This window comes from Bacillus sp. FSL R5-0443, assembly GCF_038608285.1.
Lineage (GTDB): Bacteria > Bacillota > Bacilli > Bacillales > Bacillaceae > Bacillus > Bacillus velezensis.
In genome coordinates, this window is sequence record NZ_CP152013.1 from 3,542,002 (window position 1) to 3,564,664 (window position 22,663).

Annotated in this window: 22 protein-coding genes; 5 read left to right on the forward strand and 17 right to left on the reverse strand. The window is 50.1% G+C overall.

The window, feature by feature from the left end; translation table 11 throughout:
• Positions 1 to 39 precede the first annotated feature (39 nt).
• The 3 genes from NYE28_RS17860 to NYE28_RS17870 all read right to left on the reverse strand — a co-directional run bounded on the left by NYE28_RS17860 (position 40) and on the right by NYE28_RS17870 (position 2,020).
• A complete protein-coding gene (locus NYE28_RS17860) occupies positions 40 to 708 on the reverse strand; it encodes a DUF6198 family protein (protein ID WP_063094168.1) in 669 nt (222 codons plus the stop codon).
• On the reverse strand, positions 705 to 1,592 hold the full coding sequence (locus NYE28_RS17865) for a Cof-type HAD-IIB family hydrolase (RefSeq protein ID WP_094031306.1): 888 nt from the start codon (positions 1,590 to 1,592) through the stop codon (positions 705 to 707). The genes NYE28_RS17860 and NYE28_RS17865 overlap by 4 nt, the downstream gene beginning before the upstream one ends.
• Positions 1,593 to 1,666: 74 nt before the next feature.
• Complete coding sequence (locus NYE28_RS17870; protein ID WP_124935044.1) at positions 1,667 to 2,020, reverse strand: hypothetical protein; 354 nt, start codon at positions 2,018 to 2,020, stop codon at positions 1,667 to 1,669.
• A 74-nt stretch (positions 2,021 to 2,094) separates the two neighbouring features.
• On the opposite strand from NYE28_RS17870, the gene NYE28_RS17875 reads away from it, so the two are divergent.
• From NYE28_RS17875 to NYE28_RS17885, 3 genes are all read left to right on the forward strand, one after another.
• Complete coding sequence (locus NYE28_RS17875; protein ID WP_025285307.1) at positions 2,095 to 2,952, forward strand: MurR/RpiR family transcriptional regulator; 858 nt, start codon at positions 2,095 to 2,097, stop codon at positions 2,950 to 2,952.
• 172 nt (positions 2,953 to 3,124) lie between these two features.
• Entirely contained in the window at positions 3,125 to 4,669 is a 1,545-nt protein-coding gene (gntK, locus tag NYE28_RS17880; RefSeq protein WP_007407372.1) for a gluconokinase, read from the forward strand.
• Positions 4,670 to 4,695: 26 nt separating this feature from the next.
• Positions 4,696 to 6,024, forward strand: a complete 1,329-nt coding sequence (locus tag NYE28_RS17885; RefSeq protein WP_007407373.1) for a GntP family permease — start codon at positions 4,696 to 4,698, stop codon at positions 6,022 to 6,024.
• A gap of 35 nt (positions 6,025 to 6,059) precedes the next feature.
• Here NYE28_RS17885 and NYE28_RS17890 read toward each other — a convergent pair whose 3' ends face one another.
• The 5 genes from NYE28_RS17890 to NYE28_RS17910 form a co-directional block, all read right to left on the reverse strand.
• On the reverse strand, positions 6,060 to 6,782 hold the full coding sequence (locus tag NYE28_RS17890) for a lactate utilization protein C (protein ID WP_015240625.1): 723 nt from the start codon (positions 6,780 to 6,782) through the stop codon (positions 6,060 to 6,062).
• Positions 6,782 to 8,212, reverse strand: a complete 1,431-nt coding sequence (locus NYE28_RS17895) for a LutB/LldF family L-lactate oxidation iron-sulfur protein (protein ID WP_007407375.1) — start codon at positions 8,210 to 8,212, stop codon at positions 6,782 to 6,784. Before NYE28_RS17895 ends, NYE28_RS17890 begins: the two co-directional genes overlap by 1 nt.
• A 27-nt stretch (positions 8,213 to 8,239) precedes the next feature.
• A complete protein-coding gene (locus NYE28_RS17900) occupies positions 8,240 to 8,956 on the reverse strand; it encodes a (Fe-S)-binding protein (RefSeq protein WP_326144967.1) in 717 nt (238 codons plus the stop codon).
• A 182-nt stretch (positions 8,957 to 9,138) separates the two neighbouring features.
• Complete coding sequence (locus NYE28_RS17905; protein WP_342490195.1) at positions 9,139 to 10,329, reverse strand: PLP-dependent aminotransferase family protein; 1,191 nt, start codon at positions 10,327 to 10,329, stop codon at positions 9,139 to 9,141.
• A gap of 30 nt (positions 10,330 to 10,359) precedes the next feature.
• On the reverse strand, positions 10,360 to 11,079 hold the full coding sequence (locus NYE28_RS17910) for a FadR/GntR family transcriptional regulator (protein ID WP_015240627.1): 720 nt from the start codon (positions 11,077 to 11,079) through the stop codon (positions 10,360 to 10,362).
• 205 nt (positions 11,080 to 11,284) lie between these two features.
• Between NYE28_RS17910 and lutP the strand changes: the two genes are divergently transcribed.
• Entirely contained in the window at positions 11,285 to 12,961 is a 1,677-nt protein-coding gene (lutP, locus tag NYE28_RS17915; RefSeq protein WP_015240628.1) for an L-lactate permease LutP, read from the forward strand.
• A gap of 37 nt (positions 12,962 to 12,998) precedes the next feature.
• Here lutP and rpoN read toward each other — a convergent pair whose 3' ends face one another.
• Positions 12,999 to 14,309 carry an RNA polymerase factor sigma-54 gene (gene rpoN, locus NYE28_RS17920; RefSeq protein ID WP_342490196.1) on the reverse strand — a complete coding sequence of 437 codons (1,311 nt, stop codon included), beginning with the start codon at positions 14,307 to 14,309 and terminating at the stop codon, positions 12,999 to 13,001.
• 77 nt (positions 14,310 to 14,386) lie between these two features.
• Between rpoN and yvfG the strand changes: the two genes are divergently transcribed.
• Positions 14,387 to 14,605 (forward strand): protein YvfG, encoded by a 219-nt coding sequence (gene yvfG, locus NYE28_RS17925; RefSeq protein ID WP_003151570.1) that lies wholly within the window; start codon positions 14,387 to 14,389, stop codon positions 14,603 to 14,605.
• Between the two features lie 13 nt (positions 14,606 to 14,618).
• Here the strand turns inward: yvfG and NYE28_RS17930 are convergent, their stop codons facing one another.
• The 8 genes from NYE28_RS17930 to NYE28_RS17965 are packed head-to-tail and all read right to left on the reverse strand — an operon-like array spanning position 14,619 to position 22,652.
• Positions 14,619 to 15,584, reverse strand: coding sequence for a polysaccharide pyruvyl transferase family protein (locus tag NYE28_RS17930; protein WP_342490197.1), 966 nt, complete (start codon positions 15,582 to 15,584; stop codon positions 14,619 to 14,621).
• Positions 15,563 to 16,735: an aminotransferase class I/II-fold pyridoxal phosphate-dependent enzyme gene (locus NYE28_RS17935; RefSeq protein WP_342490198.1), complete on the reverse strand. Its 1,173-nt coding sequence runs from the start codon at positions 16,733 to 16,735 to the stop codon at positions 15,563 to 15,565. The genes NYE28_RS17930 and NYE28_RS17935 overlap by 22 nt, the downstream gene beginning before the upstream one ends.
• 4 nt (positions 16,736 to 16,739) lie before the next feature.
• Positions 16,740 to 17,387 (reverse strand): acetyltransferase, encoded by a 648-nt coding sequence (locus tag NYE28_RS17940; protein WP_072589595.1) that lies wholly within the window; start codon positions 17,385 to 17,387, stop codon positions 16,740 to 16,742.
• On the reverse strand, positions 17,384 to 17,992 hold the full coding sequence (locus tag NYE28_RS17945; RefSeq protein ID WP_012118505.1) for a sugar transferase: 609 nt from the start codon (positions 17,990 to 17,992) through the stop codon (positions 17,384 to 17,386). The genes NYE28_RS17940 and NYE28_RS17945 overlap by 4 nt, the downstream gene beginning before the upstream one ends.
• A complete protein-coding gene (locus NYE28_RS17950) occupies positions 17,989 to 19,506 on the reverse strand; it encodes an MATE family efflux transporter (protein WP_094031312.1) in 1,518 nt (505 codons plus the stop codon). The genes NYE28_RS17945 and NYE28_RS17950 overlap by 4 nt, the downstream gene beginning before the upstream one ends.
• Positions 19,503 to 20,537, reverse strand: coding sequence for a glycosyltransferase (locus NYE28_RS17955; protein WP_094031313.1), 1,035 nt, complete (start codon positions 20,535 to 20,537; stop codon positions 19,503 to 19,505). Before NYE28_RS17955 ends, NYE28_RS17950 begins: the two co-directional genes overlap by 4 nt.
• Positions 20,534 to 21,610, reverse strand: a complete 1,077-nt coding sequence (locus NYE28_RS17960) for a polysaccharide pyruvyl transferase family protein (RefSeq protein WP_017418869.1) — start codon at positions 21,608 to 21,610, stop codon at positions 20,534 to 20,536. The genes NYE28_RS17955 and NYE28_RS17960 overlap by 4 nt, the downstream gene beginning before the upstream one ends.
• Positions 21,611 to 21,614: 4 nt before the next feature.
• The gene (locus tag NYE28_RS17965; RefSeq protein WP_326146176.1) at positions 21,615 to 22,652 is read right to left on the reverse strand and encodes a glycosyltransferase family 2 protein; all 1,038 of its coding nucleotides are present in this window, start codon (positions 22,650 to 22,652) and stop codon (positions 21,615 to 21,617) included.
• Between the last annotated feature and the right edge of the window lie 11 nt (positions 22,653 to 22,663).

Genomic DNA, 22,663 nt, shown 5'->3' on the forward strand with positions numbered 1-22,663 from the left:
AGGATTTCACACTGAATAACACAAGGGGAAAAAAAGCATTTAATGAATAGTTTTATCATGGCCTGCATGAATATGTGCGCCTTCATGTCCCACACTATAAATAGAACGGGGCTTCCCCATCTTGTGTAATAGTTTGTCAAATAAACCTACTAATATCCCCAGACATAGCAACACAATGATGGTTCCTATCCCAATCGGCCCCTGAAGAATGATTGCAAGCACAAAAGCTAAAGCTTCCCCTATCGTCTTTGTAATATTAATACCCCAACCTGTGCGTTCAGTAATAGCCAACATTAATTCATCATTCGGTATCGAAGGAAAAGATGCTCTTAAATAAATAGCGATTCCCATAGCCAATATACACAACCCTATCAAAAATAAACTCCATTGAAGAATTACAGAATCTGTTTTTAAGAACGAAAGAACCTTTAAGTTTAAAAGGTCAACAAAACTTCCAATAATAACAATCGGAATAAAACCGGCTAGATTAGGAAACCGCATTTTTATGAGGCTGTTTATAAAGATAAGGATTCCTCCGACAATGAAAACCCATGACCCGATTGTAAGGCCAATGAGTTCTGATAAAGCCACGTTTAGAGCATCCCAGGGGGCAATCCCGGTATTAGATTTAATCATACATACAACCCCTACGGATAAAATAAACAATCCGACAATATAGATTAAACATCTTTTCACAAAATGGCTCATGGCTGTATACTCCGCGGTTTAGGGTCTTCTTCTTTCGTCAGAATGTAATGATCAAAAGCATAAGATACACCACACTCATCATTCGATAACGTTTTAAAAGCAGCCAATTGAATAAGCTTCTTATCTGCATTTCCCATGGCTATCCCTATTCCTGCTGCATGAAACATAGGCAGATCATTTAAATTATCACCTATTGCGATTGCATTCTGCGCATCCGTTCCATAATGTTCACAAAGTTTATTTAATGACGCTCCTTTATCTACTCCTGCACTTGTGATTTCAAGATTGAATGCTCCTGAACTCGTTACGGCACACTCCTTCAGTTGTCCAAAATATTCTTTAGCTTTTTTTAATTTTCTTTGGTTTGGCGAAACGATCATACATTTTATGACATACCGATAATCGATAGGGTCAATTGTACCCGGTATTTCCTCTAACCCGTATTGATGGATTTGAGCTTTAATAGAACTCCAAAATACTTCTTGATTAAAATGAGGTTCTTCCATTACCGTATTGTAAAGTTCTTTTTCAAGCTGCTGAATTCCTTGATTTGATACGGCAATTTTGTCAGATAAGTAAAGCTGATAATAGATTTCCTCTTTATTTAACCATGTTATGATAGGTTGGATTACATCTGAATCCATAAAATGTTCGAATATTACCTGATTTCCCACATCAATTTGAGCGCCGTTTGAAGCAATAATCGGAAAATCCAAATCATATTTATTGATGATGTGTTTTGCATCAAATAAAGCTCTCCCTGTAGCGATTGTTACAAGATGACCTTGTTTTTGTCCAAGCTTTAAAGCTCTTACATCTTGTTCTTGGATAGTTAAGTTCTCTGATAACAGCGTGCCATCTAAGTCAATTGCAATTACTTTCATGTGAATTTCCTCCTCAGAGTTTAAAAATCATTGAAAGTATAATGTATGGTACGCGTTTCAGAGCAATTAGATTATTATATTAATTTGAAGTTTTTCTCCAGAAGCTGATTAGACCTGTGCTTCTCAAGTGTTCTCCTGCTTAATGATCCTTCTCTTTTGCTCAATCCAGTTAATAAAGAACTGACTGCTAATGGCGGAACACTAATTTGAAGAAATTCATCTGGAATTTCAAGCGCTGGCAACTCACTAGAAACCGGACTGTAGCAGGACAGCTTTCCATCATGAGTTTGACTTATGGCCGGCGACTTGGGCACCGGCACTTTCCAGAGAACGATCACTTTTTGTAAAAATCGGATGTATGAAGTGTCATTGAGGCGATGTCCCCGATATACTTTTCTCTTTTCTTTCATTTGCGGTAAAGAAAGCAAAACCTGATTCCCTTATGGCAGAACTTGCTTTATCATAAAAGTATGCGTTTACATTCGAGTAGGGAGGTTATAGCATGACCCCTGTGAATTCAAGCAGCATCGGGAAGATTCAGGCGGCCAGCAAAGGTTTGTCGCCAAAATTAAGAGCGATTGCAGACCATATCGTGAAGGAACCGAAAGACGTGATTCACCTTTCCATCATTCAGCTGGCGGAAAAAACGAAAAGCTCTGAAGCGACGATTTTCAGGCTGTGCAAACGGCTCGGTTTTTCCGGCTATCAGGATTTAAAAATCGCGCTTGCTCAGGAGATCGTTCAGGAGCCGGTGCAGCACATTCATGAAGAAATGAACCCCGACGACGATATCGAAGTCATCATCCGGAAAGTTTTCCGCACAAACATTTCCGGTCTGACCGATACCTTTCATTTATTAGATCCGGCCGACGTTGAAAAAGCGGTAGAAATGATCCACCGCGCAGACAGAATTGAATTTTACGGAAACGGCGGTTCCGGGCTGATCGCCACTGACGCGTATCATAAATTTATGCGTACGGGTATAAATTGCATCGCGCACACGGATTCTCACTTTCAGGCGATGTCAGCGGGTCTTCTCGGTCCCGAAAGCGCAGTCATCGGCATTTCTCATTCGGGAAGCAACAAGGACGTGCTCGACGCGGTGAAAACGGCCAAATCGCTCGGCGCCGGCACGATCGGCATTACAAGCTACCAAAAGTCGCCGCTCACCCAGATTTCCGACGTGGTGCTGTATACATCAACAAGGGAGACGGCTTTCAGAACGGAAGCAATGTCCGCAAGGCTTGCCCAGCTGTCGGTCATTGATACACTGTATTTCGCCACGGCCCGGCTGCGGCAGGAGAAAACGCTCGCCAACTTGCAGCAAATCAGAAAAATGATCGCGCACAAACGTTTGTAATATTTATTTTTCAAAAGAGAGAATGCCGATACAGCGGGAATTGAGGCAATTTTATGAAAAAAATTTTCTTCTTCATCGTTGATTTATAAAAAAATTATTCCTATAATTGACTTTGTAAGGGCATACATTATTAATCTATCTTATTATTCAATCAGATTAGGCGGGATATATTATGAAGGAAACCCAAGCTGTTATCGGTCTGGATATCGGCACGACCAGTACGAAAGCCGTTCTGTTCGGACCAAGAGGCAAAGTATTAGCCAAGCATTCGGTTCACTATGATTTAATACAGCCAAAGCCGGCATGGGCCGAGCAGGATCCTGAGCACATTCTGGAAGCGGTTATCGGAAGCATCAGGGGCGCCGTCACAAAGGCCGGACTGAGCCCTGACAATCTGCTTGCAATCGGCATCAGCACCGCCATGCACTCATTGATAGCTGTCGATCAAAACGGCGGCCTGCTGACCAAAAGCATCATTTGGGCGGACAACCGCAGCGCCGAGCAATCAAAACGGATTTTAAAAGAGATGAACGGATTTGATATTTATAAAAGAACGGGTACGCCGATTCACCCGATGTCTCCGCTTTCCAAAATTGTGTGGATGAAAGAACAGGACAAGGAGACATTCGCGAAAACCGCCAAATTCATCAGTATTAAAGAATATATTCTGCACGAGTTTTTCGGGACTTATGTCGTCGATTATTCGATCGCTTCGGCAACAGGGCTGTTCCGTTTAGATACGCTTTCCTGGGATGAAGAAGCGCTCCGGATTGCCGGAATCCGGGAAGATCAGCTGTCGGACATCGTGCCGACCACTCATCAGCTGCGCGGCCTTGCGCCGGAAATCGCTGCACGGATGGGCATTCATGCGGATACACCGTTTATTATCGGCGCAAATGACGGCGTGCTCGCCAACCTTGGAGTCGGCGCGATCGGCAAAGGCGAAGTGGCCGTTACGATCGGAACAAGCGGAGCCGTGCGTTCGGTGACGGATGCGCCGATTACGGATGAAAAAGCGCGGACATTCTGTTACGCGCTGACTGACAAGCATTGGGTCATCGGAGGCCCGACGAATAACGGAGGCATTATGCTGCGCTGGCTTCGAGACGAATTCGCTTCTCCGGAAGTCGAAACGGCGAAGCGGCTCGGCATTGATCCGTATGATTTAATGATTGATATCGCTGATAAAGTGCCCGCAGGCTCTGAGGGATTGCTGTTTCTGCCGTTTTTATCAGGGGAGCGCGCGCCGTTTTGGAATCCGAATGCCCGCGGAACGTTTTTCGGCATCAGCCTCCGCCATAAACGGGAGCATTTTATCAGAGCGGTGCTGGAAGGCGTCATCATGAGCGTCTTTTCAATCGGTGTCGCACTGAGAGATTTGGCGGGCCCCGCAAAAGACGTGCGGGCTTCGGGAGGATTTGCGAGGTCGCCGCTGTGGAGGCAGATTTTGTCCGATACGATGGGACGGGAAGTCCTCGTTCCGGAAAGTTACGAAGCCTCGGCGCTCGGAGCGGCCGTTCTCGCTTTGCACAGCCTTGGCGAAATGGAACGGATCGAGGATGTTCAGGACTGGATCAGAATTTCTCACCGCCATGAACCGAACGTCAAAAACAGCGAAACATATATTGAGCTGTTTTACTTATACGAGCGGCTGTATGACAAGCTCAAAGATGAATTTGACGTCATCAGTGAATTTCAGCTCAAACAAAGCCGTTAATTCTTCTTTGAAAGGGTGAAAAGGTCATGTTACTGTTTATTGTCATTGCCGCTATTATCGTTTTACTCTTATTGATTACGGTCGCTAAATTAAATCCGTTTATCAGTCTTTTGATTACATCCATCCTTGTCGGTTTCGCAACGGGCATGAATCTGCCGGACATTATCGCTTCGATGAAAACCGGGCTCGGCAATACGCTGTCGCTGCTTGCGATCGTGCTGGCCCTCGGTACGATGCTCGGAAAAATGATGGCTGAATCAGGCGGTGCGGAGCGTATCGCCCACACCCTGATCGGCCGCTTCGGCAAAAAGAAAGTGCATTGGGCGATGATGGCCGTCGCTTTTATTGTCGGCATCCCGGTCTTTTTCCAGGTCGGCTTCGTCCTGCTCGTGCCGCTTTTGTTTACGATTGCGATTGAAACCGGGGTTTCATTAGTGACGATCGGAATTCCGCTCCTTGCGGGACTTTCCGTCGTGCACGGATTGGTTCCGCCCCACCCGGCGGCGATGGCGGCTGTCGGCATTTATCACGCCAATGTCGGAAAAACGATTTTGTTTTCTTTAATCGTTGGGATTCCGACTGCCATCATCGCGGGGCCGCTTTACGGAAAATGGATTGGTAAGCGCATTCACAAACCCGTTCCCGAACTGTTGAAAAAACAATTTATTGAACGGAATGAAAAACGCAAGCTTCCGGGATTCGCAAATACATTGTTTACGATATTGGTACCGGTGATCCTGATGCTTATGGCAACGCTTGCCGAAATTGCGCTTCCGGAAAAAAGCACGCTCTATGAAACTTTTAAATTTATCGGCGACCCTGTCACGGCGCTTTTGATCGCCACGGTTTACTCCTTTTTCAGCCTTGGTTTTTATCAGGGCTTTGACAGAGAAAGCATTTTAAAATTCAGCAATGACTGTCTGGGACCGATTGCTTCCATTCTGCTTGTGATCGGAGCCGGCGGCGCTTTTAACAACGTCCTGATTGATTCAGGCGTCGGCACGTATATCGCTGACATGGCGAAGCACTCAAGCTTCTCTCCCGTTCTTTTAAGCTGGACGATCGCGGCGGTCATCCGTGTCGCCACAGGTTCAGCGACTGTCGCCATGATGACGGCGGCCGGCATTGTTGCACCGATTGCATCTGTCATGCCGGGCGTCAGCAGTGAGCTTCTCGTATTGGCAACGGGAGCGGGCTCTTTGATTCTGTCACATGTCAATGACTCCGGTTTCTGGCTCATTAAAGAGTATTTCGGAATGACGGTCAAAGAAACGTTCCTGACATGGACGGCGATGGAAACGATTATTTCTGTCAGTGCGATCTGTTTTATCATGATCATTAACGCGTTTATATAAAAACAAACCCCGGCCGCAAACCGGGGTTTGTTTTTTTATCGGTCATTCACGAGGATATAAGCGGCTTTAACGGGTCCGTGGACGCCGACAACCAAATCCATTTCGATATCGGCCGAGTTGCTCGGCCCAGTAATATAGTTAATGCAGGAAGGAACGGTGACGCCGTCTCTGATCTGCTGTTTCAGTATATCGCTGGCCTGTGTCATTCTCGGCACAATGGAAGATTTCGGGATGATTGCGATATAGGTGGTCGGAAGCAGGCTGACAGAACGGCCGGCATGCTCTGACGCATACAAAACGACGGTGGCTGATTCCGCAAGCGTGATCTCGCTGAATGTAATGCCCACATTCGCTTGTTCCGCTTTTTCAATATTTTTCGCTCCTTGTTCCGCGTCCCATTCCCAAACGGGAATCCCTTCATCCGGCCACTCTTCTGTCATAAGGGTCTGCAAGCCGTACGTTTCAAAGCGGCTGTCCTTCGGAATGATGACAGGCCCTCCTTCAAAGCGGTTCACCTGCGTGCGCAAAGCGTCGTAAAGCCCGGCTGCATCCGTTTCGATCAGTTCGGTATGAATGTTGACGCAGTGGTCTTTCAGCATCGTGACAAGATCGTCTTCCGTACAGCCCGCATGCGTTTGATATTGAGGCTGATACTTCCATTCAGGCAGGGACACGCCTGATTTCCTGCGCTCTCTGCCCAGACGTTCGGCGATCCGGTTTAAAAAGGATTCCTGATGTGTAACCGTCCCTTTCATCATCATTCTTCCCCCTTTTGTTTTTCCCGGTCTTTAAACCAATCTCTGAATCTCGATTTATGCGGCGCCGGGAAGTCCCGTATTGCCGTCCATTCTTTTAACGGCCCCGGCCCTTTTGATATTTTGTCATCTTCCGTAAACGGCGTCATGGCGGCAGGCGCCCATTTCGATCCCATTTTATAAAGGGACGGGGATGACGAGCCGAGCCCGAAGGCTTTCATCGCCAGTTTTTCGCTGATCGGCGCTTTGCCCTCTTTTTCCACGATGTTCTGCCGATGCTTGAGCAGCAGCTCGTGCAGCGGAATTTTAACGGGACACGCTTCCGTACAGGCCGCGCATAAGGAAGATGCGTACGGGAGCTCCTTGTATTCGTCATATCCGCCGAGAAGAGGCGATAAGACGGCGCCGATCGGACCCGAATAGATGGACCCGTACGAGTGTCCGCCGACATGCCGGTACACGGGACAGACGTTGATGCAGGCGGCGCAGCGGATACATTGCAGCACTGATTGAAATTCCGTGCCGAGTATGCGGGAACGCCCGTTGTCCACAACCACAAGGTGGAATTCCTCAGGCCCGTCCGCTTCTCCTTGCTGCCGGGGTCCCGTCAGCGCCGTAATGTAACTTGTAAGCCGCTGACCGACCGCGCTTCTCGTCAGCATGCTGACAAGCACTTCAAACTCAGAAAATGACGGAACGATCCGCTCCATTCCCATCACGGTGATCTGCGTCTTCGGCAGCGCGGACACAAGGCGGCCGTTTCCTTCGTTCGTCACGAGACTGACCGATCCGGTATCCGCGATTGCAAAGTTGCAGCCTGTAATGCCGACATCCGCTTCGAGAAATTTTTTCCGGAGAACGCTGCGCGCGTGCATGACGAGCTCTTCCGGTTTTTCCGTCTGTTTGTATTCGAGTCTCTCTTTAAACACGTCACGGATCTGCTCTTTGTTTTTGTGAAGAGCGGGAGCAACGATATGTGACGGCGGATCGTGATCGTCAATCTGGAGAATGTATTCGCCGAGATCCGTTTCTGTGACTTCACAGCCCTCTTCCTCAAGCACTTCGTTCATATTGATTTCTTCTGTCACCATGGATTTGGATTTTACGATTTTTTTAGCGTTTTTCTGCCGGATGACATCGCGGATATAGGAGGACGCTTCTTCCGCCGTTTCGGCGAAAAAGACGTGTCCGCCTCTGTTGGCGACATTTTCGGCGAGCTGTTCCAAATAGAAATCAAGATTGTCCAGCACATGCTGTCTGATTTCTTCCGCATGGGAACGCCAATCCTCCCAGTTTCCCAATTCTTCGGCCGCCTGAAGCCTTCTTGTCCTGAGCCGTTCCTGCGCTCCGGAGACGGCTCCTCTCATAAACTCATTATCTATTCCTTCTGATACCCGCTCTTTAAAAGCGGCGGTACCGATTTTCATCGCCATGATTTTCCCCCCTTGTTGTTTCTCGTGTTATCTGCTGTTCAGCACTTCGGCGATGTGCATGACTCTGACGTTTTTATCCTTACGGTCAAGACGCCCGCCGATATTCATCAGACATCCGCAATCCGCTCCGATCAGCACCTCGGCCTCCGTGTCTTCCACGCAGGCGACCTTCTCATCCACCATTTGTTCAGAGATTTGCGCCATTTTCACAGAAAACGTTCCTCCGAATCCGCAGCATTGGTGTTTTCCGGGAAGCGCGGTCAGCTCGAGCCCCTTGACATGGCGCAAAAGCTTCATCGGCTCCTCCGACAAGCCGAGCAGCCTCGTCATATGGCACGATGTATGGACTGTCGCTTTTTTATGCAGCACCGCCCCGACATCCTCCACCCCGAGAACGTTGACGATAAAATCCGTTAACTCATATGTTTTGTCCGCAAGCTGCTGCGCTTTTGCCGCCCACTTCGGATCGTCCTGAAACAGATGCGGATATTCACGGAACATCGTCGTACAGGAACCTGACGGACTGACAACGTACTCCGCTTCTTCAAACGCGGCAATCATCCGCTTCATCGCTTTTTTCGCATCCGTCACATACCCGCTGTTGTATGCGGGCTGCCCGCAGCAAATCTGCCCCTCGGGAAAATCCACCTCACACCCGAGCCGTTCCAGCACCTCAACCGTCGCCTTTCCGACATTGGTCTGGAACATATCCACAAGGCACGTGACAAATAATGAGACTTTCATGATGAACCCCTCTTTCATCCTCAATATATGATCTGGTCATCTGATGACCTGTTTTTGGGAAAGCTCTATGAATATCCTACACTATTCTGAATATGGATTGGAAGGTTTTTCTGAAAAATCCTTTCGTCCGATGCGCTGAAGGGGACAAAAAAAAGAGAAGCCCGAAAGCTCCTCAAGCTGCTCTACATCCCGTTTTCCAGCAGACGTCCCAGTTTTTGCACACCCTCTTTTATCGCGGCTTTACCGGCATAACTGAACGACAGGCGAAGATATTCCGCACCGTCTTCCTGATGCAGAAAAAAATATTTACCGGGTACATAGGAAACGCCGTGAGACAGAGCCCTCGCCAGCATTGCGGATGTATCCGCTCCCGGCACTTTCACCCATACAAAGTAACCGCCTTCAGGCACGTGCCAGGATGCGGATTCCGGAAGATATCGAGCTGATGCGGCGAGCAAAACGTCACGTTTGCTTTGATATGCTTCCCGCAAGACGGCGAGCCGTTTTTCAACATTCGTTTGTTCCAGATAGACGGCGGTCACCGCTTGGGAAAACGGGTGGCCTAAGTCTTTTTTTAACCATGACAATGCCGTGATGAATGCAGCGTTCCCTGCAATCCAGCCGATCCTCATACCCGGGGCGATGACTTTTGATAATGAACCGGCGTACAGCACCCGGCCGTTTTGATCCATGGCTTTCAAGGGCGGCGGAATATCGGTGAATCCGAGCTCGCCGTATGCATCATCCTCCAAGATGAGAAAATCATACGTTTCGGCAAGCTGAAGCAGGCGGGTTCTCCGCTTCGCTGACATTACGGTTCCCGCAGGGTTCTGAAAAGCGGGTATCGTGTAGAGAAGACGGGGAAGCAGAAGCCCTTTTCGTTTTCTTTCCTCAAGCATGAACGCTAATGTTTCTGTTTGCAGGCCCTCTTGATCTGTCGGAACGCTCATGATATGCGGTGTGTAATTTTTAAAAATCTCGAGCGCTTCCATGTAGACCGGAGCTTCAACGGCAGCGGCGGTTTGTTCATCGAGGAAAACCCGTGCAGCCAGATCTATCGCCTGACAGGCGCCTGACGTCACGAGCAGCTCATCGTCCCGACAGTGAATGCCGCGGATGGCTACCCGTTCTTGAATCTGCTTTTTTAATACGGCCGTCCTCGGGCTTCCCATATAATGCAGCGGCAGATCGCGCTCCTCATCCAGAAGGCGGGCGGCGGCATCTTTCAGCTCCTTATCAGGAACAAGTGCGGGATCGGGATAGCCGGAATGCAGGGGGATGCACGCTTTCGGAACTGCCGGCATCCATTCCCCGGGAGGATCGTTTGTCAGAGCTTTCTTTACATGGTCAGAAAAAAAAGATTCGGCCTGCATGTGATGTTATCCCCTTTCACAAGTCAGCTTCTATACATTTTCTTCAAAATAAGCCCCCAGCACTTCTTCCACATTCGTCAGGTGCGCGGTCATCGCGGCTTCCGCTTCATCCGCGTCTTTGGCGGCGACGGCGCTGTAAATGCGTTCATGCTCTTCATACAATCGCTGCACGCTCGTTCGTTTAGAAAACAGCCAAATTTTTCTCGTTTCTCTCATTGTTTCCAAAAGGAGCGCGGAGACATGATTCATGAGATGCTTGAGCAGCCCGTTTTGTGATGCTTCCGCCAGCGCCATGTGAAAGGAGAAATCCGCTTTTTCGCCCAATTCTTCGTCTCCGTCAATGTCTTTCATCTCCAGGAGAGCTTGGCGGATTTTTTGTAAATCGTCTTCCGTGCGTTTTTCAGCGGCCATGGCGGCGACGCCGAGTTCAAGCAGCTTTCTGACTTCGAGCAGCTGTTTGACGTCCTCTTTTTTCATCAAGAGGGCGGAAGAAAGCGGCTGGGAAACATGAGACGGCTCAAATTCTCTTATGTATGTGCCTTCTCCCTGCTTCATGTCGACGAGCCCCATCGCTTTCAAAGCCGACAGCGCTTCTCTGACCGCCGAGCGGCTGACCTGAAAACTCTCAGAAAGCGCCTGAACGGAATCAAGCTTTTCACCCGGCTTAAGCTCGCCCGCTTTTATCTTCTCCAGCAATGCGTCAGCGACTTCCTCGTAGATTTTTTTCGTTTTAATTTGTTTATATTTCAACGCGATCACCCCGTCACTTGTGAATCTTGATGTTTATCGTCTATTATACTTCTTTTTTCGCACCGCCGACAGGTTCAGACAATTTGTTCAAGAAAAGTATTGTACTTTCAAAACTTTCAAAATATAATGCTAATTAACCCGGTCATCAGATGACCTTATCATAAAAAGTAATCGCTTACATGACATAAGGAGGGGTTTTTTAGGGATGCAATGGACACAGGGGTACGCTCCTTTAGGGGGAAATTTGCTTTTATCGGCAGCTTGCGCGCTCGTGCCGATTATCTTCTTTTTTTGGGCGCTTGCGGTGAAACGGATGAAGGGGTACATCGCGGGGCTTTTAACGTTAGCCGTTTCACTTTTAATCGCTGTATTTGTTTACGGCATGCCGGCGGAAAAAGCGGTGATGTCCGCTTCTCAGGGAGCGGTGTACGGGCTGCTTCCGATCGGCTGGATTATCGTCACATCGGTCTTTCTGTATAAAATCACCGTGAAAACGGGACAGTTTGAGATTATCCGGAGTTCGGTGCTCTCAATTACAGATGACCGGCGTTTGCAGGCGCTGCTCATCGCCTTTTCATTCGGGGCGTTTTTAGAAGGCGCCGCCGGTTTCGGCGCTCCCGTCGCGATCTCGGCCGCTTTGCTCGTCGGACTTGGTTTTCAGCCGCTGTATGCGGCGGGAATTTGCCTGATTGCCAATACGGCGCCCGTTGCCTTCGGCGCGATCGGCATTCCGATTACCGCCGTCGAAGGTCCGACCGGGATACCGGCAATGGAAATTTCTCAAATGGTCGGCCGACAGCTTCCGTTTTTATCCGTCTTTATTCCGCTGTACTTAATCATTTTGATGAGCGGGTTTAAAAAGGCTTTTGAGATATGGCCGGCCATTCTTGTTTCCGGCGTCTCCTTTGCGGCCGTGCAGTACGCAAGCTCGAATTTTTTAGGGCCTGAGCTTCCGGATGTGCTGTCGGCGCTTGTTTCCATGGCCGCGCTCGCTCTGTTTTTGAAATTTTGGAAACCGAAAACGGCCTTTCGTTTCGCGGCAGAACGGGAATCAGCAGCGGCCGCTGACCGGGCGCCGATCAAGTACGGGGGCGCCGCGGTGTTTAAAGCGTGGTCTCCTTTCCTTCTTCTGACGGCCATGATATCCGTTTGGGGGATTCCCGGCGTGAAGGCTGCCTTAACCGGTCATTACGAAGGAACGTCAATGTGGCTTTCCTGGCTGAATGCAGCCGGGCGTGCATTGACCTTCACGCCTCCCGTCCCATTTGTAAATCAGCAGATTCTTCAGGCGGACGGCACGCCGATTGAAGCCGTGTACAAACTTGAGCTTTTCGGTTCAGCGGGGACGGCGATTCTGATTGCCGCCGTCATCTCCAAGTTCGCCCTCGGCATGTCGTGGAAGACATGGGGCGAAGCGTTTATAGAAACGGTGAAAGAGTTAACGCTTCCGGTCGTGACCATTGTTTCTGTTGTCGGCTTTGCTTATGTGACGAATGCTTCCGGCATGAGCACGACACTCGGTCTTGCGCTTGCCATGACGGGCGCGATGTTCACCTTTTTTTCGCCGGTGCTCGGCTGGCTCGGCGTGTTTATTACCGGCTCTGATACGTCGGCCAATCTATTGTTCGGCGGATTGCAAAAGGTGACGGCGCTCTCTGTCGGGATGGACCCGGTTCTCTCCGTTGCCGCCAATTCATCAGGCGGTGTCACCGGAAAAATGATTTCTCCGCAATCCATTGCGGTTGCCTGTGCCGCTGTCGGTCTGGCGGGCAAGGAAGCCGACCTTTTCCGTTTTACGATTAAGCACAGTCTGTTTTTGCTTCTGCTCGTCTGTCTCATTACATTTTTACAGCATCATCTGTTTTCATGGATGATCCCGTAACACGGAGAACCTCCCCGGGGTTTGGCTCGGGGAGGTTTCAGCTGTACCGTTTTCTCGCCGATGACGGCGGAATATTTAATTGGTCACGGTATTTGGCGACGGTGCGCCTTGAGATTCGGATGTCATATTGTTCATGCAGCAGATCGGCAAGCTTTTGGTCTGAAAAAGGTTTCTTTTTATCTTCTTTACCGACCAATGCCTCCAGATGCGCTTTTACGGCATAATTGGAGGCGCCGCCGTCCCCTGACGATTCAGCTTTCGCCGAGAAAAATGTTTTCATTTCATACAGTCCGTACGGCGTCTGAACGTACTTCCCTTTGATGGCCCGGCTGATCGTTGATTCGTGGAGCTCCAGCGTTTCCGCCACCTCTCTTAAGGTCAGCGGCTGCATTCCGCTTTTTCCTGTGAGAAAAAAGGATTCCTGCCGTTCAATCAGGACGCCGATAATTCTCGTGATCGTTTGTTTTCTTTGCGACAAAGCCCGGTTCAGCCAGCGCCATTCCTGATATTTTGCCGACAGATAATTTTTCGTGTCACGGCACCCGGCAGCTGACAGCAGCGGCTGATAATGGGTATGAAGCTGGATGTCAGGAAACGAACGGCTGTTGAGCCGCGCTTGAATGATGCCGTTTTTCACTGTGATGAAAATATCCGGTTCCACGTAAAAACCCGGCTCCTCATGCGCATAACGGAGCCCCGGCCTCGGATCAAGCGCGCTGATCATGTCAGCGATGTCCTGAATGTCTTTAAGCGGAATGCCCGTTTTTAGTGTAAGCGCTTTCCAGTTCTTTCTTGCAAATAGCTCAAAATAGGCGTCGGCAATCCATTCCGCCTGTTCGTTCCGCTCGGGAAGACGGCGGAGCTGAAGAAGGATGCATTCCTGCAAAGACCTGGCGCCGATTCCCGCGGGCTCAAGGGACTGAAGCTTTTTCAGAACCGCTTCCGTCTCCTCTTGTGAAGCGGATACATGGTCGGCGGCAGCTGGTATGTCCTCTTTTAAATATCCGTTTGAGTCCAATGAATGTATCAGATAATTGAAAATCTTTTTCTCATCATCGGACAGCTTCATATCTAAGGCTTGTTGTTTGAGCGAATCCTGCAGCGTTTTGCGGGTAAGTCTGATCTGCTGGCTTCCGTCCCGTTCTTTCATCCTGTTTTTATTTGTTTTATGGTAAGATAGTGGCGGCGTGTCTGTTTCCTTTCGTTCAATCAGAGGGTTTTCCAGTGAGAGCTCATCAATATATCCGGCCAGTTCCGCGGAATTGTATCCGAGTAATGTGATAGCCTGTTTAAGCTCTTGCGTTAATTGAGGCTTTAACATTTGTGTTTGCTGAAGTTTGATATCCATCATGCTCACTCCCCTTTTTTCATTGTACATGATTGGTTTCATACCGTATATACTTATTAAAAGGAGTTGCTTTATAGATGTCAGAACTTTTTTCTGTTCCTTATTTTATTGAAAACTTTACACAGCACATTGAAATGAATCCGAATGAAGACCGTATTCATGCGATGAACAGCTATTACCGCTCCGTCGTCTCAACCCTTGTTCAGGATCAGCTGACGAAAAACTCGGTTGTGCTCAAAAGAATTCAGCATTTGGATGAGGCGTACAACAAAGTAAAACGCGGAGAAACAAAATAAACCTTCCGCTCATTCAAAGCGGAAGGTTTTCCTTCGTGCCGGCGGTTTCCCCGATCAGACGGACATCCGGCGCTTCGTGCATCCAGGTGTGATAATAGTTGGCGTTTTTCCCGTATGAATTATCAATGACGGTATTCGGTTTCCCGAGAAGCGAGGACAGAATGTGGCCGTGAAGCCTTGACGTTTCCACCGATTCATACCTGCTGAAAAACAGGACCGCTTTCTTCGTTAAGAAATCGGAATAGCGTTTCCAAAACCGCGCAATCGGCAGCGGGTTTCCCGCTTTTTTATTCAAAACATTCAGCGTTTGGAAAAAAGCGATTCCCCTGCGGTCGCTTGCTGACAGCACATCCTGCCAGTCGCAGCTTTTATCGGAAGAATTGTTTTGCAGCTTCGGATTGATTTCCCCATCCGTGCGGATAAAATGAAGCCTGCCGCGTGACGGAGCCGCTGACGCCGCCATCGGATACAGCTGATGGGCCATATCAGGCATAAGCCCGATATGATTCGCCGACAAAAAGCGTTTCGCAGTCTCGTATGACACATGATCTCTCGTAAACAGGTGGAGATCCTTGTGCTCCGCAAAAAGCGCCGCTGTCTTCTCAAGCCGTGTCTCATCCTGATAATAGATGGATTGCGGCAGGATGACGATCCTGTTTTCCGGAAAGGATTTGACGATTTTTTCCCTGAACGTCTGATAGTACGGATAGAGATCCCCGAAATTTCCGCCACCCTGACAGACGATGATCGTCTTTTTGTCCGCCCGGCGCCCGAATGGAAAATTGTCGGGATTCCAGCGCTGTCTGACGCGGATGCCGTGCGCTTTAAAAAACGCCTCCGTCCCTTTCATAATCAATAAATCCCCTACATTTCCGTAGAGGGGATAGTCGGCATAAATGATGTCAGATTGCGGCGGTATAACGCTGAGCAGACCCGTCAGCGTCTCTTTTAATCGGCTCATAACATGGCGGCTGTCCATGTTTTCTCCCCTTTCGTTTCAAACAATTGCGCAAGTGCGTCAATGACACGCTGCTGCTCCTCAGAAGACAAGTCAGACCCGGACGGCAGACAGATGCCCCGGCTGAAAAGGTTATCAGAGACACGCTCATGTTCGCTGTGAGGATAAAAGACGGAAGATGAGAAAAGCGGCTGCGTATGCAGCGGTTTCCACAGCGGCCGGGCCTCAATGTTCTGTTCCGCAAGACAGGCGACTGCTTCTTCCGGCGTCACGCCGTTATCAAGCGTCAGAGCCGTCAGCCAGCGGTTTGAAACCGTTCCTTCAAGCTCCGGCATCATGCGGATGCCCGGATATGTTTCCAGCGCTTCCCGATACCTGTGAAAGATTTCTCTCCTCGCCCGGACGCGATCTTCGAGCACTTCCAGCTGCGATATCCCCACGCCCGCGAGAATGTTGCTGAGCCTGTAGTTATACCCGAGCTCGCTGTGCTGGTAATGAACGGCGGCATCTCTCGCCTGGGACGCAAGAAACCTCGCTTTTTCAATCGCGGCTTTATCGTCAGACACGAGCATGCCGCCTCCCGATGTTGTAATGATTTTGTTGCCGTTAAAGGAATAAATGCCGAAACGGCCGAACGTGCCGCTCTGCCTGCCTTTATATGTTGATCCTAAGGACTCGGCAGCGTCTTCAATCAGACAGATGCCGTATGCGTCACAAAGGCTCATTAATTCATCCATTTTCGCGCTTTGGCCGTAAAGATTGACGGCGATCACCGCTTTCGGGAGTCTGCCGCGCCGCTTTGCATCCCGCAGCGCCCGCTCAAGCGCATCGGGCGACATATTCCAGGTCTCCCATTCCGAATCAATAAAAACGGGCTCAGCCTGCTCATACACAATCGGATTCGCCGTGGCGACAAACGTAAAGGAAGGACAAAATACAACGTCTCCTTTTTTCACACCCGCAAGCCGCAGGGCAAGATGGATGGCGGCCGTTCCCGAGCTTACGGCCGCCGCGCTTTTCACTCCCGCATATTCCGCGAGCCGCGCTTCAAACGAATTGACGAGCGGACCGAGCGGGGCAATCCAATTGGAACGGAAGGCTTCTGCGATGTATTCCTGTTCTTTTCCGCTCATATGAGGCGGAGACAAATAAATCCGTTTGTTTGTTTGCATGAAATCATCCTTTTTCATTATGGATAGGGGAGATGACGCGGGCCGGAACGCCGACCGCCGTCACATGGCCGGGAATCCGGCTGATGACCGCAGCCCCCGCGCCGATAACGGACCAAGGGCCGATGTCAATCTGCGGTATGACGGACGCGCCGATTCCGAGGTGCGTTCCTTCCCCGACTTTCACTCCGCCGGCAAGCGCCGCGCGCGGTGAAAGATGGACGTAATCTCCGATTGCATTGTCATGATCGGCAACCGCCCCCGTATTGATGATGCAATGGGTGCCGATGTCAGCGCCCGCCTGAATGACGGCGCCCGCCATCACAACCGTTCCGTGTCCGACGGAAGCCGTTTCACTGACGATCGCCCCGGGGTGAATGAGTGCGGCATAATCGTCATCTTCAAGCCCAAGCGTTTCAGCAAGCTGCTTTCTGACGCCGTTGCGGCCGATGCATATCGTGAATACGGCCTCGGGGACGAGTTTCCGAAGCATGGGCACGTCTTTCGTCCGGCCCGTATATAAACCGTTCCGAACGGCAAAACCGCTGAATCCGTCATCCAATACGCCCGCAAGCTCCATATCGGAACGGGCCTGCACGATTTCCTTCACGACTTTTCCGTGTCCGCCGTTTCCGATCAGCACGACCTTTTTCACGATGACATATCTCCGCTGCCTGTGAAGCGCTTTGCCGTCACATGGCCGGCTTGATGTATGCCTTCTGACACGAGAACTTTTTTCACTGTTAAAAGCAGAATCTTTAAGTCGAGAAGAAATGTGCGGTTGTCGACGTACCACACGTCGAGCTTGAATTTTTCCTCCCAAGAAATCGCGTTTCTCCCGTTAATCTGCGCCCAGCCCGTAATCCCCGGCTTCACCTCGTGGCGCCGCGCCTGCTCCGCCGTGTAAAGCGGCAGATAATCCATCAGCAAAGGGCGGGGGCCGACAAGACTGATATCTCCTTTGAGCACATTAAAAAGCTGGGGAAGCTCATCGATGCTCAGTTTTCTGATCAGCCTTCCCGTTTTGGTCAGACGGAGATGATCCGGAAGCAGCACACCGTTTTCATCACGCGCATCCGTCATCGTTCTGAGTTTATACAACGTAAACGGACGACCGTTATGCCCCGGTCTCGTCTGTTTGAACAATACCGGAGACCCGATGGCGCATCTGACGGCTGCCATGGCGAAGAGAAGGATGACGCTCGCGCCGCACAATAACAACATCGCGGCCGCTATATCAAATACACGTTTCGCCTTCAAATCTGAACAGCTCCTTTCACTTTTCGGCATTTCTGTAAAGCAAGCCGCCTTTCTTCTTTCGTACAAATGAAGAAAAAAGCGAATGCGGCATAGCTCATGCATACGGCAAGCCCCGCGGTGATCAGGCCGGCCCAGCTGTCAAGCGGTGAAAACAGCCGGATACCCCGGCAGACAGCCCAGGCAAATACGGCCGCCGCCAACGGGCCGAACATGCCTTTGTAAAACGCGGTTTTCTGAAAGCCCGTAATATGCGAAACATACAGCGGCGTGAAGACGGCATTTTTCAAAATGAGAGAGACTGCACCGGCGATGGTGATGCCGTACAGCCCGAGATGTGCCGGTCCGCTGAGAACCACGGCCAATATGACATTCAGTCCGCCTAAACATAAAGTAACGACGGCGGGCGTTTTTTGTTTATTAAAAGCCGTCCATACGTAAAAAAGCGGCATGACAGAGAGACTGACCGCCAAATACGCGGCGTGAATATATAAAAGCGGCGCCGTCTGCACAAACGACGGGCCCAGCCAAATTGCCAGAAACGGTTCGGCAAGCCCTCCTAATAATGCGGCGGGAAGCGCGAGCAGAAGCCCGTTCATCCGCACAGCCTTATTGGCGTAAGACAGGAGACCTTCCATATCCCCTTTTGAGTAATAGGAAGTCAAAACCGGCGCAAACAGGGAAGCAAGCGTCCCGGCAAGACTTCTGAGCAGGAGCGGGAATTGAATAATCGCCGCATAGACACCCGCCTCAGACGGCCCCAGCACGAGGTTGGCCGTCATGAGGTCAATCTGCAGAAACAGCAGCACGCCGATCTGGTTGACAGAGCTCCAGGCACCGGCTGAAAACAGCACTTTGCTCGTCTGTAATGACAAGGTTTTACGGCTGAAAGAAAACCACGGAATCAATTTCTTAAAAAAGAAAAAAGTCAGCACGGCCGCACAGACGGCCCCCGCTAATGCCGAAAGCTGGATCTGCCAGATTTTCGGCGGCAGGCACGTAAACAGAGCGAGCACACACAGCACCCTGACCAGCATTTGCACGGCCTGAATGGAGCTTGTGATATAAAGCTTGTTGGCAAAAAACGGCCCCGTCGCGAAACCCGCCATAAAAAACGTCAGCATAAACAGCACGCTGCCGATCACGATAGAGAGCCTCACATCCGTTAAGAGGCCGGCCGGCACATTCATAATCTTGTCAATAAAAAAAGCCGTCCCGGCGAGCGGCACAGCGAGTAATAGAGATATCACGACTGACGCGGCTAAATAATTGCTTACATACGCATTGGCCTCGTCCCTGTTCCCCCTGTGGGCGGCGACGGAGAAAAACCTCACAACGACAGAGCTCAGTGCAACGGTAATAATAGAGAAATAGTTAATGATATTCTGTGTCAGATGGACAAACCCAAAAGCCTCCACACCTAATGTTTTCACAATAAAGGGCGTCATCCACACTGATAAAAACACCGATAGTAAAAACGCCGTCACATTGGCGCCGAAATTAATGGCAAATTTCATGCTCCTTCCGCACTGCCTTTCTCTTTCGATTTCCGTTCGAAAAACGCATGCAGAAGAAGAGGAAGGCGCATTTTGCACAGACCGAGCACCACGCGCTCCCCCGCCAGCAGCTGTTTATGGCGGCACGGCGTCCTGCGCACCGCCGTTTTTACCATGTCATACGTTAAGATTCTGCCGATGTGCGCCGTAATCTGATGTGACGGCTGCGGGGCGGCGCATGCGTTGGCGATCAGCATCGGAATCTGATGCTTGCACAAATATGTATCGATATCGCTCCGGCAGGCGTCCGTCAGCCCGTTTTCCTCATAAAAAGCCATTTTCGCTTTATATTGCTTTTGCAGTTCGTGATCTAAGTGGGGCTTAAACGGGGTTTCTGTAAGACTTTGCGGATTTTCCCGGTAGATATACAGCCCTTCGTCTATCACTTTGATACGTGCGGCTTGGCGGAACGCTGCCAAATTAAACGGAGAGTCTTCGGCAAACCGGATATCTTCATGGAACAACAGCCCTTGCAATGCTTCTCTCCGGTATATATAGCGCCACACATACCAAATAAACCGATGTTCGTGCGCGCGGGTCAGCAATGCAGTCATTTCATCCGCTGTGAAGACGCGGCCCGGCGGAAGGGACGGCGGCATATATGTTCTTTTCTTAGACGGCGTTTCTTTATAATAGCCGCATCCGGCGATATCCAGCCGGTTCTTCTCCGCTTCTTCATAAAGCCGCTCGAACATCGTTTCCGTCACATAGTCATCGCCGTCCGCAAAACCGATATAACGGCCGCGGGCGGCTTTTATTCCGGCATTGCGGGCCGAGCTGAGGCCGCCGTTTTCTTTATGAATCACCCGGATTCTCGCATCTTCTGCGGCGAATTGTTCAGCAATCCGCCCTGACTGATCCGGTGAACCGTCATTGACGAAAATGATTTCGATGTCTCTCAGCGTCTGTTTTGTTAAAGAAACCGCGCATTCTTTCATAAAAGGCTCTGTCTTATACATCGGCACGATCACGCTCACAAGCGGCGCGGTCATTGGGCATCACCGCTGATTTTCGAGCGCAGCCCGGCAAAATAAACACTGCGCAAAGAACCGCCTTCCTCATGCTTGCCGCTGAGCAGCCGGTTTACGGCGGCCGTTACAGCTTCAGGGTCTGGACGTTCAAGCAATGTCATGTTCGGTATGTTTTTCAGCCATTGATAGCCTTCCATCACCTTATGATCAAACGAACGAATGACGACACAAGGCGTTTTCGTCAGCGCACAAAAAATCATCCCGTGAAGCCTGTCAGTGACGACGGCTTCCGCGCCTTTCAGCGTATTCCAAAGCGCCTCCAGCTCCTTTTCACGCGTATGGCGGCTGACCCTCCGGCCGACCGTCGTCGTAAAGGAATACAGCTCTCCGTACTCTTTTGCCAAAGCTTCTTTTACCATCGTTCTGTCCTCTGCCGTCAGCGCACTCTCCTTATCCTCCCGTAAACAGAGGTAGATCCCTTCCCGCGGGATGCGCCGCTCGCTTTTATCCAAATATAAGACCATGTCAGGCTGTTTGAGCACTTTTTTTCCGGGAAAATGACGCTTCATCCATTGATACGTCGTCTCATCTCTCGCCATTAACAAAAGGTCGGGATGCGCATTGTACACTTTTCGGGCGCGCTTCAATTCCTTCCGTCCCTTTTTTGATTCAGAAAAGTGAGCCGTCGCCGGAAGCTGAACGATCCGATATTGCCGGAATGTTTTTATGATAAAGCGGCGCGTCCATTCCTCATACCGGTACAAATCCCCCATGTTCCCGCCGCCGATGATGAATACCATATCATCGGGGTGGCGCTTTTTGATCAGCGCTTTTGCGGATCTGTATATATCCTTCATATCCACCTCGACAATGTCAAAATCGGGATACTCCCGTTCAAGAAACGTTTTGCTTGCGTAGGCGATGGCGTGATCGCCGAGATTATCGTGGGACGGGAGCAGCGTCAGAATGATCTTTTTTCTTGCCGCTGTAAGCCCCGCCCCATCCGCTGCCGTTCCGAAATGAAATTGGGACGGGTATTTGACCTTAAGCAACAGCCATTCCGCGAGATTGATTTTTAAAGATTGTATCGACATGTCTTCACCCTCTGATTTTCATTTTGTACTCGATTGCCCGCTGATACGCGGCTGATGCCAGCGACACGAACGGAATCAGCTTCAGCTTCGCCAAAAGCAGAAGGCATGAGCGTTTGGCGTCAAACGGCGCCGTTCCGGTTTTGGAAAGGCTCAGGCGAAACACGGGATCAGCGCATATCCGGCTGATATTCTTCCACTTCTCAGAAAACCGGCCGCCGTTATTCCGCTTCCATTCATTCAGCAGGCAGACTGTTCCGTGCTGAACGATGAAAAAATCCAGCTCCTGCCGGTATTCCTGTAAGCAGCCGTTTTCACGCAAAAAAGCCTCGTTCAGCCGATAGAGAACGAGACCTGAGTCAAACAGCTTTTTCTGATAGCTTTGCACAATGGAAGTCAAGTGAATCCGATAATGATAGAGCGGCTGATCCACGTACGAGACCGCACCTGCGAAAACATGCGCCCGGAGGCTGAAGTACTGATCCTCCACGTGTTCCAGCTCATCACGAAGCGGAAAGCGCAGCTGATGATGCTCGATCATGGTTCTTTTGTACAGCTTGTTCCATGAAAAACCGCTGACCCTTCCTTCAAATAAATCTTTCAGGTACAGTTGTTTCGGGCCCCCCGCGTACGCAGAAGCGATCGTTGAAACGGCGGTTTTCCCCGTATCCGCAAATTCGGCCGCATATTCGCAAATCACGAGATCAGCCTGATCAGCCTTAGCTTTTTCATACATGCGCAGGCAATAATCAGGTTCAACCCAGTCGTCCGCATCAATAAAAGCGATAAATTCGCCGCGCGCCGCCTCGATCCCCCTGTTGCGGACCGCGCCGAGCCCACGGTTTTGCTGATGAATGACCCGGATTCTCTCATCCCGCTTCTGATAGGTTTCAAGAATCGCCGGGCTTTGATCCGTTGACCCGTCATTAACGGCGATGATTTCGATATTGGCGAGCGACTGATTGAGCAATGAATCTAAGCATCTTTCTAAATAAGTTTCCGTATTATACACAGCAATTAATAAACTGACCGCGGGTGTTTCCATATAAACCTCCA